Here is a 14,111-nt window from a genome sequence, read left to right as displayed (position 1 = left end):
GCCCATCTTGATAACTGGTCAATACAATCAAACAAGCAGTAAAACATGAAAATTGAACCAAACCTGTGGCAGCTTTATTTACAAGTATATTTTCAACCAATACAACCAACCCGCTTTGATACACGGGGCGCTATCTTGAGCCTTTGGAATCCACATGGAAAGGTACTTTGTGAAGATAAAAATCAGCGCTTATCACGATTTTGGCAAGGGGCTTTACAGCGCGCAAATGTGCCTTATCAGTTGCTGTGGGGCGGTGATAAACAAATGCAATATCGAGAGTTAAGTATTTATATAAAGTGTGATTTAGCATCGGGGTTTCGGTGGGCGGCACGATTAAACCAATTGGGATTTTATTTTGTCGAAAATAATCACTTGCACCTCTATAACAGTAGCGATAAAGCACAAAGCGATGTGGTGACGGATAAGTTCGCATCTCGGCTTTGCTTTGTAGCATTGCCTAAAAATAACTCTGGGTGTCTAGCTGCGCGAGGCGCTGTTTAGCCGTTTAATAACAGAACTATCGAAAGAGCTAATGCTCAGTTAGGAGCTTGTGTGAAAGAGGCGATCCAATCAAGTCGCCTCACGCCGTTTCACCGATTTCTTCATCCACCAAGCTTTTTATTTCCTGCCTCACCCACTGGTGGATTGGACTATTGTGATGAATGAGATGCCAAAATTGTTCAACTTGAAAATCGGCAGTGTGGAACGGTAAATCGGCCACCGTGATGTCATAACGTCTACTTAAATGAGTGACCAGACGTTTTGGTAAAGTGGCAATCAGATCCGTGTTAATCAATAACTCCGGCACCATCGAAAAATGTGGTAAAGATGCCACTACTTCCCGCTGAGCATCCAACCTTTTCAGCTCATGATCCATATCCGTTTTGCACAAGCCAGTACCAGAAATGATGAGATGTCGGCTCTGGCAATAGCGCTCTAACGTCATAGGCTGATGAGCCCATTTATGCTGACAACACATTACTATGGCATAATTATCATTAAATAGGCGTTGTTTAAACACGTTGGTGGGTGTCTCATCTGTGGAGTACAGTAATAAATCCGCCACCTTTTCCAAGTAGTCATGAAGCGGTATAAACGAGTTGTAAGACACAATTTGTAATTTCAAATTTGGAGCACGCTGTTGAAAACGCGCCAACAATTTCGGCACAATCATCATCATTTCGAAATCCAGCGCCCCTATAGTGAACACGCCTGAATATTGCAGGGGATCAAACTCGTCATCCACCAACATATGACGAATAGTAGTAAGTGATAGCTCGAGTTCGCTACGAAGGCGCTCACCTTTTGCAGTTAAACGGTACTCATTTTTCACCTTTACCAACAATGGATCGGCAAATTGCTTTCGCAAGCGCATCAGGGCTCGGCTCACTGCTGGCTGGCTCATGTTTAATGCTTGAGCGGCTTGACTAATATGCTTGTGGATCAACACCTTCTCTAAGATCGTTAACAGATTTAAGTCAATACTGCGTAGATTCATCTCAGGTACACCCATGCCATCACCGTATAAAATTATGCGTAAATGATCTACATACTATAACAAACATGCATTTTTGATATGTTTGTTTTTGTTTTATCTTTTTTTCATCTTATTGAGGAGAGAAAAATGAAACTATCCACCCTAGCTTTAACCCCTATTGCTGCAGTGTTTACTTTTAATGTCAGTGCGTTAGGCCATGGCCATAATAACCAACACGCGATTTTATTCCCTGGTGAAACGGCTCAAATCGAAGTTGAACCATCAGCAAAGCAATCGCTGAAAATCGGCCAAAAAATCAATAATCTTTATGAACGCCAGTTTGATGACAGTAAATTCACTGTGCAAAAATTGGGTAAAAACACCTACTGGATCGGAGTAAATTACTACAATGCTACCGTTGTGGTGTCCAAAGATTCGGTGTTGCTGATTGACCCTCTTGGTGATGGCCGTATTGATGCGCTTTTTCGAGGCATTCAATCCATCACCAATAAGCCGATCACCGCTATTATGTATTCTCACTATCACCTAGATCATGTAGGCGGAGGTAATCAACTTATTGACTTAATTAAGAAAAATTACCCGAGGGTGGGGCATGTCCGCGTTATCGCGAGTCAAACCGTTGCTGACAAGATCAACCTTCACGCTGAATTGAACGAAAACGGAGTGAGAACCCCTAAAGTTCCTGCACCAAATGAAGTGTACGATTTGAAAAAAGCTAGAACGGTCAAATTTGGCTCAATAAGGCTGAAGATGATGGCACCAGAAGGCTCTGGTCATACACCGGATAACACGATGATTCTAATTCCAAGCGATCGCGTGCTGCATTTCGCTGACATGATTAACCCTGATCAACTGCCGTTTTACAATTTCGCGGGAGCGGAAGATTTCCATGGTTACGAAGTGGATCTACAAAATCTTCTGAGGAAACCGCTCAGTAAGCACTGGAACTTTATTAATGGCGGTCATGGCAATATAGGTTCAAAAAAGGACGTAAAAGATCTGCTGGAATACATTGCTGATGTTAGAACTGAAGTCGGTAAACAATTAGAAGTTGCACCCTACACCCCAATTTTTAGTGACGGCAACCACTTCATTTGGTTCAAACGCTGGCAAGAAGAGATCATCAATAATGTGCATTCCGAGCTAACGAACAAATATGGGCACATGTATGGTTTCAATTCAGGCGCGGTGGAAACCCACGCAGCCATAATCTTGGCAGATATGATTGATCATTAAGTTCACTCGGGTCATTCGGCGCGCTAAGCGCCGATTTTTTGTGCACCACCTAAATTGAAGAATCGGCTCTCTACCTATTACATAAAGCCAACCTTTCATGGCTGATTAGATAAATTATCAACCATATTTGTCTACTCATGGGTCTTTAGTACCTGAAGCTAATTTATAAATTGTCTGGTGAAAACACTGTGGACATGTGGTGCGAAAACGCATATTGGTAATCTTTTGACCTTGCTAGGCTTCCTGCACGAATAAAAAAACAGGGCCTAAATTAGGCCCTGTTTGCTCTGCTTAATTGGTTTATTTTAAGTCAAAACGGTCTAGTTGCATTACCTTCACCCAAGCGGCGATAAAATCGTCTACAAACTTCTGTTTGGCATCGTCCGATGCATAGACTTCGGTAATTGCGCGAAGCTCAGAGTTAGACCCAAAGATTAAATCAACCGGTGTTGCCGTCCATTTTATCTCTCCGGTTTTACGGTCACGGCCTTCGTATAGGCCTTCTTGACCCTCTACCTTTGACCATTTGGTCGACATATCCAGTAGATTAACAAAGAAGTCGTTGCTTAACTGACCTGGTTTGTCAGTAAATACACCGTGTTTTGCGCCTTTGTAGTTTGCGTCTAAGCTGCGTAGGCCGCCTAATAGTACTGTCATTTCTGGTACTGACAGGTCTAGCATGTTGGCTTTGTCTACTAACATTTCAGCTGGTGACATAAACGCTTCATCACTGTAGTAGTTACGGAACGCGTCTGCTTTTGGCTCCAGGTAGCTAAATGATAAGACATCCGTTTGTGCTTGTGAGGCATCTGTACGACCCGGTTTAAACGCTACATTTACTTTGTAACCTGCGTCGTTTGCGGCTTTTTCAACTGCTGCAGAACCACCTAACACAATCAAGTCGGCAATAGAGACTGCTTTTTTGCCAGCGCGCTTATTAAAGCGGGTTTGAATGTCCGTCAATTTAGCTAGTACTTTGTTTACCTCGTCAGGGTTGTTGATCTTCCAACTTACCTGAGGCTCAAGGCGTAAACGGCCACCGTTTGCACCACCACGCATATCAGTAACACGGTGGCTAGATGCTGCCGACCATGCCGTTCTGATCAGTTCTTGCTTTGTTAGACCCGAGTTCAAGATTGATTTTTTCAGGGCGTTTATGTCCTTACTATCAATCATCTTATAATCCGCTTTTGGAATTGGATCTTGCCAAGTCAGTACTTCGCTCGGTACTTCTGAACCCACATAACGGGCTCTTGGACCCATATCACGGTGAGTCAATTTGAACCAAGCCTTCGCGAACGCCAACTCATATTGCTTTGGATCTTTGCGGAAGCGTTCAATGACCTTGCGATATTCAGGGTCAAATTTTAATGCCAAATCCGTGGTGAACATTATCGGTGCATGGCGTTTACCTTCAATGTGGGCGTCTGGCACTAGGTTTGCCGCAGCTTTGTTGTCAGGGATCCACTGGGTCGCACCAGCTGGGCTTTTTGTCATTACCCAATTGAAGTTCATTAGGTTGTCGAGATAATTGGTTGACCACTGCGTTGGTGTTACCGTCCAAGCCCCTTCTAAGCCACTTGTTGTGGTGTCTGCACCTTTACCCGTGCCGCATTTATTTTTCCAGCCTAGGCCTTGCGCTTCAATCGCTGCAGCGGCTGGTTCTTTGCCCACACAATCAGATGGCTTTTTCGCGCCATGTGCTTTACCAAAGGTGTGACCACCCGCGATCAGCGCGACCACTTCTTCGTCGTTCATAGCCATACGGCCGAATGACATGCGAATGTCTTTTGCGGCAAGTAATGGATCTGGTTTACCGTGTGGACCTTCAGGGTTGACATAAATAAGTCCCATTTCTACTGCTGCTAATGGGCCCTTTAGTTTGCCTTTTTTGTCACGACGCTCGTCTTTTAAGAAAGCATCTTCTGGCCCCCAATAAACTAAATCAGGCTCCCAATCGTCTTGACGGCCACCGGCGAAACCAAAGGTCTTAAAGCCCATTGACTCAAGTGCAACATTGCCCGCTAAGACCATTAAGTCTGCCCACGATAGGCTACGGCCGTACTTTTGTTTAATCGGCCACAATAATCGTCTTGCTTTGTCTAAGTTTGCGTTATCAGGCCAGCTGTTTAACGGATCGAAACGTTGTTGGCCACCTGCCGAGCCACCACGGCCATCGTGTACACGATAAACCCCGGCGCTATGCCATGCCATACGGATCATAAATGGACCATAATGACCCCAGTCGGCAGGCCACCAGTCTTGTGAGTCGGTGAGTGTTTGCTCAATGTCTTTTTTGACTTGCTTAAGATCTAATTTATTGAATTCAGAGGCATAATCAAAGTTTGCGCCGTAAGGGTTGGACTCTGGGCTGTGTTGTCTCAAGGGGCTTAGGTTTAGTTGTTCTGGCCACCAAAATTGATTGGTTTTTGCTTCACTCATTGCAGCAAAGCTCGGGGCTGATAGCGTTGTTGTGACTGCGAGCGCTACGGCGGACAACATCGTTCTAGATTTTCTATTCATGGGGTTTTCCCTCGTAATTAAAGTGTGTCTCAAACTGCGTGTTAACTTTAGTTCACAAATTAAAAAGAGAAAATCCAGAAAAATAAATTGGTATATTCGGAAAAATAAATCGATAAAAAGGTTTTTTTATCAAAGGTTTATAATTAATTTGTAACGATGATATTCTTGAAGTGAAACTTTAATTTAGTATTTTGCAATAATAAACTTAAAACAATTGTATTTAGGTAGTTAAGAGGACGTGCAAAAAATTGTGCTCAATGGTCTCGTGATTGTATTAGATATGGAAAAATATATGGCGGAGTAGTAAGTTCTACTCCGCTTTATTCGCTAGTATTGAAAATAGCAAAGGTACTTGATGCCTTTTACTCAATAACTGAAAGCCTTGTCCAGACACCGCCTCTAAACCTTCAAAGCAGTTATATGGACTAAAAGGGTGCTCATCGAAGTGGGTAATTGTGAGACCTGCTAGCATTAATGACTGCATCACTTCGGCGATTGAGTGCGGCCAAGTTGCAATGGTTTGTTTGCTATCTTGCTGGTTTTCGGTATAGGTTGATTCTTCGCTAATATCAGGCTGAGTTTGTGGGAAATAAGGGTAACCTAAATGAAGGTCAATACTTGGGTGAAACTCCACGAAACAAAACTGACCGCCGGGCTTCAGTGCACGGGCAATAGTGGCAGCCCATTGAGATAAATCTTGCAACCAGCAGATGGTGCCATAGGATGCAAAGACAATGTCGAATTGTGTGGTATTCTCAAGCCCAAATTGCGCGATGTCCTGACAGATAAAACGGGCATCAAGCCCAGTTTGTTGAGCCAATGTATTTGCTCGGGTAATAGCTTCTGTCGAAAAGTCGACACCAGTTACCTTAGCCCCCAGCCTTGCGAATGACAGGCTATCTAAGCCGAAGTGACATTGTAGGTGAAGCAGACTCTTGCCTGATACATCACCAAGTAGCTCACATTCAATGGGATTGAGCGAAGAGGTACCTTGCAAAAAGCGATTGACGTCATAAAACTCAGAGTCAAAATGTGCCTTGGCTCGTTCTTCCCATGCCGCACGATTGAGAGAGACGTAATCCATATTGAATTCCCTATTTTTGTGGATTTTCTTTAACAATAAAAAAGTTGGCTCTGTTAGTCTAGCAAAGCAGTCTAATCAGCCGATTTGGTTAGACTGCTTTTGTACTTTTCTTCAATCAAACAGGCGGCAGCGATACATAGATGGTCCATGTTTTTTGCTGCAATTATTTGTGCTGACTTTGGCAATCCGTTCTCATCAAAACCTAAAGGTACAGATGTAGCTGGTAATTCTAGTGCATTGAATAAGCCTGCGTAAGCGAAATCGGCGGGATGGAAGAGCATTTTGCCATGTTTTGGCGCCGCGCTTGGAAATACAGGCATAATCAATATACCATTGTCTCCAAGCTGATTTTCGATGTCTTTTTGTAACCCTAGTCGTGTTTTTGGATCAAGGCTGACGCACTTTTTGAGGGTTGGGAGTGAGTACTGATAAGTTAGTGTTGCTAAAATAGCAGGAAGTGAATACTGGCTTTTATGAAGCATGTATTTAACTAACTCCTGAATTGGACGGATTCCTTGACCATCTGATATAAGTTCGGCAATGGAAAGGTGCTGTACTGCTTCAATCCATATCATCAATGCATCTTTAATGGCATGGTGGTTCCATGATTGTACATTGGCCCCCATTGAAGCAAACATTTGACCCAATACATCAATAGGCTCACTCACGTTTGCGGCAACAGCTCTTGCAAAGGTAACCTTAGGTGATGAGCACATAAATACAGAAATTTCTGTTATATTAATGTCGCAGCTAGAAAAAGCGGGTAAATGTTTGACGTTCTTATCCAGGCCATCAGGGCCTGCCATGATCTTTAATAGCGGCATTAAGTCTTTAGCTGTTTTAGCTATTGGGCCTGCGCAAAAAAATGCTGCGACTTTTTGAGCATCCTGATTTTCTAGTCCAGTATCATGAAGAGGAGGGTGGCCTGTTAATGGAACTAGGCCTCCCGACGGTTTATGGCCATAGACTCCGCAAAAAGCCGCAGGGATCCTTATTGAGCCACCACCATCGGTTCCTACGCCAAAAGGTACGATACCAGCCCCAACTGCGGCAGCATCACCTCCACTGCTGCCTCCAGAGGTGTAGTTCAAATTCCAAGGGTTAGAGGTTTTTCCGTAGACTGGATTACTACATTCAGGCCACAACGCCATTTCTGAGCAGTTTGAAAGGCCAATAACAATAGCACCAGCCTTTTTTAAACGGGCGACAACAGTGGCATCATTCGATGCGTATTTTTCTATGCGTTTCATTGATCCCACTGTATGAGGAAGTCCTTCAAAGCCAAGACTCTCCTTTACTGTAAACGGCACACCATGTAAAGGTCCAACAACCTTACCTGATTGGATCATCAAGTCCGCTGCCTTCGCTTCTTTCAAAGCTAAAGCAAAACGCTCAATGACAACTGCATTGAGTTTACTGTTGCGTAGACATGTTTGAATGGCGGCCTGTACGACTTGGAATGAAGTCACCTTACCATTCAAAATGTCTTCGGCAATAACAAATGCACCTCGTTTCCAGCATATGTAAGGTGTATCAGACATATGTTTACATTTCCATTTCTGATATTTCTCTTGAGTCAACCTGAGCCGGTTGGTCGTCATTTTTCATCATCGACTGCAGAGGGGGGGTGTGCTTTTTATCGTGCGTTAAGCAACGTAAATGATCACCCATATTTGTGTACGGAGAAGAAAGTGAAGAGTTTACCTTCGCTTTCTTCACATAAAACGAGGGAATACAGAAAATTACAGTAGACTTTATGAGGTCTGAGGCAATTGCAATAAGACTCTTGGTCATGACTACTCCATGCTTTATGTTGAATTGCCATTTTACTTTTTTCATCACATATAGGCGAAGTCGAGCTAGTTTAAAGAAATATCGAGAAACGAATTGAGCGCGATCTTTATCGTTAGTCGCCCTGTATAATCTAAAATTTATTGTTTTTTCATAGAGGTTAGGTATTAATTCAGGATCTAGTGGTTGAGACGGATCTATTTGTTCAGTTATAAGCTCTAGTAACTCTGGAAAAGGGTAGCATTTAGGAGCATTTTCTTTACTAAAGCGGGGAAGCAATTTTGCAAAATGGTTAGCAGAGCGGCCATCTAGGTAACTACCGTTGATGAAATTAGGTAGTACGACATGGAAATAGCCCATATTGGCGACTTTAAGTGTCCAAGCCATTTTGAGAGGGTCGTTCATAATGAGATACCAATTACTCCAACTATCTTGGAGTGCTAATTGAGCTTTTACATGACGCTCCATTGCGTCAACATAATCCTGTGTAAGTTCATGATTTCGATCCTTGCTAATCATAGATGCTATCTGAGTGATTTCATGTGCAACATAAGCAAGACCTGCACTGTTTGCAGGGTCAAAAGTGAAAGCGGCATCTCCAAGTAAATACCAGCCGCTTTTTGAGTAATATTGCTCAGCTTCGTACATGTAGTTGTTGTAGCTACATGTATCATCTATGCTACCCGAACGTATCATGGCTGAAATGGAGGGATGGTCATTGTCTAGAATAGTTAGTAAGGATTCTAACTGAACATTTTTTTGTCCTAATAGCTCTGGCCGATAGGTTATGCCTATACTTACGTGATCTTTGCCTGTACTCGCTTTGAGAGGAATAATCCAAATCCAATATCCTTGGCCATAAAAATGATGGGTAACATAGTATGGATCATAGCAGTGGTGGTTAACTCGAGTATCCGTCATTTCAAACAGTTTTGTACGGTCAAACGAATTCATCCTGAACCAAAAAGAGTTGCGTTGATAAGCAGGGGCTTTATGCAGTTGCAATTGTTTGGCTAGTAGTCTTCGTCTTCCACTCGCATCAATAACCCAGTCAGCGTCAATGTGGGTGGTCTCTCCGTTTTGCCCTTTGAGAACAACTTGATGTTTATGGTCATTATTATCAGATAAAATAACCTCCTGTACATCTTGATCTATTCTACGTATTCCTAATGTCGCATTGATATCTCTAATATCTTGATCGAATACGTTGCGATTTAGATTAAAAGACGGGAGTCGGTTTATTCCGGGGGCTTCATGTACAACATATTTGTTACACTTTTTGTCGTAAGATTGTTTAAAGTAATAAGACAAACCATATTTATGATAATGTTTTTCTTCTAGCAGAGTACTTAATCCAATCGCATTTAAAAATTGGACGGTCACTTCTACAGTGGATTCCCCAACCAAAGGAGAACGTGACTTTTGCTTACCTACTAATGTTACATTTATATCAGGGAATTTCTTTCTGAAGTACATAGCAGCTAGGTTACCTGCAATACCGGAACCCATTATGATTAAGTCGCTTTTCATTGTTTTTCCTTAATTACGATCTAACGAAAGCTAAACGTATCTACCTGGAGAGATAATGTGATTTGGGTCGATACTAGATTTTATGTTTCTAGTTAGCTTATGTGCACTTAGCTGTCGTTCATTAAATAGTTGTACTTGCCCAGAGCCAATTCGATACGGTACAAACCCATTGCGTAAACCGGCCTCATACAAAGCTTTATAGCAAGCTATCGCTTGCTCACTTTCGGTTGTGCTGCTCGCTGAAAAGAGTATTGGAAGCGTGCTATCAAAAGCAAAAGGTGAGATGCTCGTTAAAGTGATTGGAGCATCAAAGCCATAAACGTTACATATATCTGTAACCATCTTGACGTAACGATCACAATCCTTCCCTGACATAGATACTATTGGTGCATACCAAAGCAGTCCACACTTATCTCTCGCAGGGTTGAGGTTTTCATCGGGTGGAGGATTTCTTGCTCTCCAATATGCTAAGGGGAGGGCTACTTCGTCTGGCTTTCCAGCCATCATTGATAGGCCTTTACCCATTTTTTCAAGGAGTGTAGTTACGTTTTCTGAGCAAACCTTAGGCAAGTAGCTTACGGCTGACTGCAGAAAACTGAGTTTTGCTTTATTGATAAAGAGAATTCTTACAGTACTAGGGGACAGCTGTTTTTTAATGAATTTTTTTGCTGACTTTACACTGTCTTTAGTTCCGTATATGGCACCAAACCCAAACCAAGATTTGATATTGTGTACCGATGCATATTTTTCTATCTCATTTGGATCTAGTGGGTTGGTATTTCTATTATTTCTTAAAGATGCTAGTGTAGAATTCATCGTGATTGTGCGAGTTGAATTAATAATGTTAATCCCACCAACTCCTAAGCTGGGAATTGACAAAATATTTCTAACTGAATTTACAATGCTTTCGAGGCTTTCTGACTCAGGCAGCCAAAAGTAAAATGACATTACCTCAGGTGTTCTGCGGGCTAGAGTGATTGTGGCACTAGTGACTATTCCATAATTACTTTGGCAAAATAGGCCGTCTGAATATGGGCCAATTCCCCATTTATATGCGGCATGATATCCCTTTTCCTCCAAAATTTCCGACATGGGAGATTTATATTCTTCCCCATTCGGCAACACTGCATTTATTGAGATTATGGACTGAAAATGGTCTGAAATCGGTGTTATTCCATAACCTTTTTCAAGTGCGTTACCAAGTATACTGCAATCAGGTCCAGCCCCTGTAACAGGAACTAAAAAGTCAGCGTTTCTATCTTGGAGAAATTTATACAATTGACCTTGAGTAACTCCTGGCTGAAGTTCTATAAGTCCTAGTTCGGCGTCGAAATAAACAATTTCGTTTAACTTGGATAAATTAACTATAATACTGATTCGGCCATCGCATTCCGTTGGAGGAACGGCGCAACCATATCCCCAGTTTTTTCCTGTACTCACAGGATGTAGTACGAGATTATGAGTGTTAGCTATCTTGACTATATCTTTAATTACCTCAACGTTAAGTGGGTAAACAACTCCTTGTATCGAGCTCGCTCTCTTAATTGTGTCTGCTATAGAGAGCTGATCGATGTTGTTACCAAAGTGAGCTTCGACAGAGTCTGACAGCTCATCGAATAACGTCTCGAGCAGATCTGTTGAGTTTGTAAAGTCGTTCATTTTAAAAATTTAACCCTGAAATACGTAGGAATAATTTAAGTTGATTAAAATCCGACTTTCTGTCCTTTGGTAAACGCTGATACATTTTAGATATTGAATTATCTAAGCTATTATTTTTCTTTTTTTTCCCGTTTGTAATAACTACAGATACTGGACTGATTGGTGTGGAAAAGACTTTAAAATCACTACTTAGGTTATCACTTACAACTTTTTTGAACTCTTCTATTGAAAATGCTGCTTTAAGTGAGTAATAGTAATCTTTTGCCAGTATAGAATTTTGTTCCAAGCCAGAGCGGGATACAAAATAATCTATAGATTTTTCTTTTTTTAATTTTCCGAAATCATTTATGTATAGAAATCCACCAGGCTTTAATGCTCTAGATATTTGTTTAAAAGTTTCATTTAAATGATGTAAATCGGGAAGGTGGTGTAATGCCATCGAAGAACATAAAACATCAATACTATTATCTTTAATAGTGCTCAATTGACAAATATCCTCCTCACGAAAACTAATGTTAAAAAGCCCTTTATCATTAGATATCTTCTTTGCTTTTTCAAGCATCGGGAGTGATAAATCAACACCTAAAAATTGACATTGCGGATTTAACTGCGCAATCATGCTTAGCAAAATACCTGAACCACACCCTAAATCTAGCACTCTATCATTAGGGGATAGTAAAGAGCATGTTTTGGATAAGTGATATAAATAAGTGCCAGACAGAGTTCCTGAATCTTTACCACCTTCAGTGTAAGCTTCCACAGCCGGTATATTATCCATAATTAATTCAGGTTCAGCCTCTCGAACAAAGTCTGAGTGTCCAAGTAGCTCTCTATATGCTGTTTTAATAAGCCCAATGTCCATTGTTATCCATTCCTATTCAATGATTTAAAACTTTCAAAATAAAAATCTTTTATTTTCGACATGTTTTCAAAATTAATTTGAAACTCACTTAGTGCAAGTTCAGTATCCTCTTTACTCCATTGTGGTATTTTTTGAAACTCAGGCTCAAATGGAGAGCTTTCAGGAATGAAAACGTTGTCAAACTTTTTCTCACAAAAAAATTCATAAAGATTTGTGTTGCTATTTATCATAAAACCTGAGCGATTATATATTTCTTTAAATTTCTGGATTGCATTAGGTACATCGAGAGTTAGAGCTACCGCTAGAGCATTATTATATTTAGGATGATTTTTTATTTTTCCTAGCTGACTGAATAACAACACATCTCTGAAAAATCTTAGACTGCTTGGGTGAACAGATATCGCGAGGTTATCAATATATCGAGAGCGCTTAGCCCAGCGAAACATAATGTTATACAGCATCAATGAAACGCCAAATCCTTTTTTAACTGCCAATGCACCTACTTCTGCAACTCTCCTTTCAGCTTGACGAATCGACAATATCTCTTGTTGGTGAATGCTCTCCATTGGTAATCCAATGTATGAGTCCTCTATTAGAGATAAAGTACCAACAACTTCATCGCCTTTCTTTGCGATAAATACAGTCGAACTTGAACTAAGATTGAAGGCTGTAAGCTCAGGCATAGGCTGGTTTTTAGGTATAATGCCTCTCTCTTTATACATGTAATCAATTAAGTTTATCGCTTGCTTTCTTTCGTCATAACTATTTGCAAGCTTATATATGACACCATTGTTTTCTTTTATTGATTTACATATTTTTTTAAATGCTAAAGAACGATAAACTGAAGTTGGTATTAAGTTTTCTAAAGACAGCTTTTTATATTTCAACGTGTCCATGTGATACTTCCTTTGGTATAAAAATATTTAGATTTTGATAGAGCGTGTAGCTTTTTCTAGTAATCTATGAGAGATAGGTGTCTCACTTTTCTGCCACTTATTACATATATTTAAAACCCAATTTGGATTATCTTTTGCACAGTCATTTAACCAGTTAGCAACAGAGTCTATGACATATTTGTCTTGGTCAGACTTAAGGTTATTTAGAATTACTTCGGCTAATTCAGGAGCTTTCTTTAATTCAGGTATATGTTTACACCATACACCGCGGGGCCTAATACTCTCTGATGCAAATCGCCTAATTCTAGGTGAGTCGGAATATGTTAATGGTTCCAGTACGCTAATTGCTGCTGTAATATCGGAAGCTATGTCCGCCCTAACAGCAAGCCAAGACCATTCACGAACACCAAAGTGATGGTCATCAATCAATGGTATAAGTGAGCCTATTTTTTGTTCTAGATTAAGGTTGTTATCACAGCCAATAGCGTAGGCAACCCACCCTCGAACTGAGTCGGAAGGATGTTTCTGTAGCGCTAATTTATCTTGCGGAGACAGTTTTGAATTTAACAACACTCCCATGGCTGACATTCTTTTCGTGATCCCTAAGTTTCTCGATTCAGATATAGAAATAAGGTCATCGGAAGTGAACAGACGCAAAGATGTTGCTAACTCTGCAAAATCAACCTCCAAGCATTCGACTAATGTCTTAGATTCCGTAATCCCATGATTTAATTTATCTAATTCTAATTGGGTTAGTTGTCCTTTTCGGCTAGCCCCTTTTTCCCTTGTTGCCGTATTCATTTTTCATATAACCTATAACTGTTTAGCTATCTAATAACTTGACATCTAACTATTTGGTGCTACAGTAAATCAAATTATCAACTCAATGTAAATAAAAAACAAAAAATGTTTCTTTGTGTGAATTTTTGTTTTATTTGACGTTGTGTTTTCGGAGGCGCCTCATCTCTTAAGTTGATTTATGCTTTAGTGTTGGTTATCCGCCGATATTTTAGCTGTTTCAAGGCTTGAATC

11 protein-coding genes are annotated in these 14,111 nt (G+C 40.8%); 2 read left to right on the top strand and 9 right to left on the bottom strand.

The window, feature by feature from the left end:
• Nucleotides 1-45 precede the first annotated feature (45 nt).
• Nucleotides 46-501: a hypothetical protein gene (locus tag JJQ94_RS04330; RefSeq protein ID WP_099029823.1), complete on the top strand. Its 456-nt coding sequence runs from the start codon at nt 46-48 to the stop codon at nt 499-501.
• 79 nt (nt 502-580) lie between these two features.
• Here the strand turns inward: JJQ94_RS04330 and JJQ94_RS04325 are convergent, their stop codons facing one another.
• On the bottom strand, nt 581-1,513 hold the full coding sequence (locus JJQ94_RS04325) for a LysR family transcriptional regulator (RefSeq protein WP_099029824.1): 933 nt from the start codon (nt 1,511-1,513) through the stop codon (nt 581-583).
• Nucleotides 1,514-1,624: 111 nt separating this feature from the next.
• Between JJQ94_RS04325 and JJQ94_RS04320 the strand changes: the two genes are divergently transcribed.
• Entirely contained in the window at nt 1,625-2,734 is a 1,110-nt protein-coding gene (locus JJQ94_RS04320) for a VarG family subclass B1-like metallo-beta-lactamase (protein WP_141557604.1), read from the top strand.
• A gap of 300 nt (nt 2,735-3,034) precedes the next feature.
• On the opposite strand, the gene katG is transcribed toward JJQ94_RS04320, so the two are convergent.
• The 8 genes from katG to JJQ94_RS04280 form a co-directional block, all read right to left on the bottom strand.
• Nucleotides 3,035-5,257: a catalase/peroxidase HPI gene (gene katG / locus JJQ94_RS04315; protein WP_172439914.1), complete on the bottom strand. Its 2,223-nt coding sequence runs from the start codon at nt 5,255-5,257 to the stop codon at nt 3,035-3,037.
• Nucleotides 5,258-5,567: 310 nt separating this feature from the next.
• Nucleotides 5,568-6,341 (bottom strand): class I SAM-dependent methyltransferase, encoded by a 774-nt coding sequence (locus tag JJQ94_RS04310; protein WP_099029827.1) that lies wholly within the window; start codon nt 6,339-6,341, stop codon nt 5,568-5,570.
• Between the two features lie 71 nt (nt 6,342-6,412).
• The gene (locus tag JJQ94_RS04305) at nt 6,413-7,882 is read right to left on the bottom strand and encodes an amidase (protein WP_172439915.1); all 1,470 of its coding nucleotides are present in this window, start codon (nt 7,880-7,882) and stop codon (nt 6,413-6,415) included.
• A gap of 4 nt (nt 7,883-7,886) precedes the next feature.
• Entirely contained in the window at nt 7,887-9,662 is a 1,776-nt protein-coding gene (locus JJQ94_RS04300) for an NAD(P)/FAD-dependent oxidoreductase (RefSeq protein ID WP_099029829.1), read from the bottom strand.
• A 30-nt stretch (nt 9,663-9,692) separates the two neighbouring features.
• Nucleotides 9,693-11,321: an FAD-binding oxidoreductase gene (locus tag JJQ94_RS04295; RefSeq protein ID WP_099029830.1), complete on the bottom strand. Its 1,629-nt coding sequence runs from the start codon at nt 11,319-11,321 to the stop codon at nt 9,693-9,695.
• A 1-nt stretch (nt 11,322) separates the two neighbouring features.
• Nucleotides 11,323-12,183 carry a class I SAM-dependent methyltransferase gene (locus JJQ94_RS04290; protein WP_099029831.1) on the bottom strand — a complete coding sequence of 287 codons (861 nt, stop codon included), beginning with the start codon at nt 12,181-12,183 and terminating at the stop codon, nt 11,323-11,325.
• 2 nt (nt 12,184-12,185) lie between these two features.
• On the bottom strand, nt 12,186-13,079 hold the full coding sequence (locus JJQ94_RS04285) for an N-acyl amino acid synthase FeeM domain-containing protein (protein WP_039496296.1): 894 nt from the start codon (nt 13,077-13,079) through the stop codon (nt 12,186-12,188).
• Between the two features lie 27 nt (nt 13,080-13,106).
• Nucleotides 13,107-13,880, bottom strand: a complete 774-nt coding sequence (locus JJQ94_RS04280; protein ID WP_099029832.1) for a DNA alkylation repair protein — start codon at nt 13,878-13,880, stop codon at nt 13,107-13,109.
• Nucleotides 13,881-14,111: the final 231 nt, after the last annotated feature.

Origin of the sequence: Pseudoalteromonas sp. GCY (assembly GCF_016695175.1) — a bacterium.
Lineage (GTDB): Bacteria > Pseudomonadota > Gammaproteobacteria > Enterobacterales > Alteromonadaceae > Pseudoalteromonas.
The sequence above is the reverse complement of the archived record's forward strand: the minus strand, read 5'-3'. Positions and strand labels throughout refer to the sequence as shown.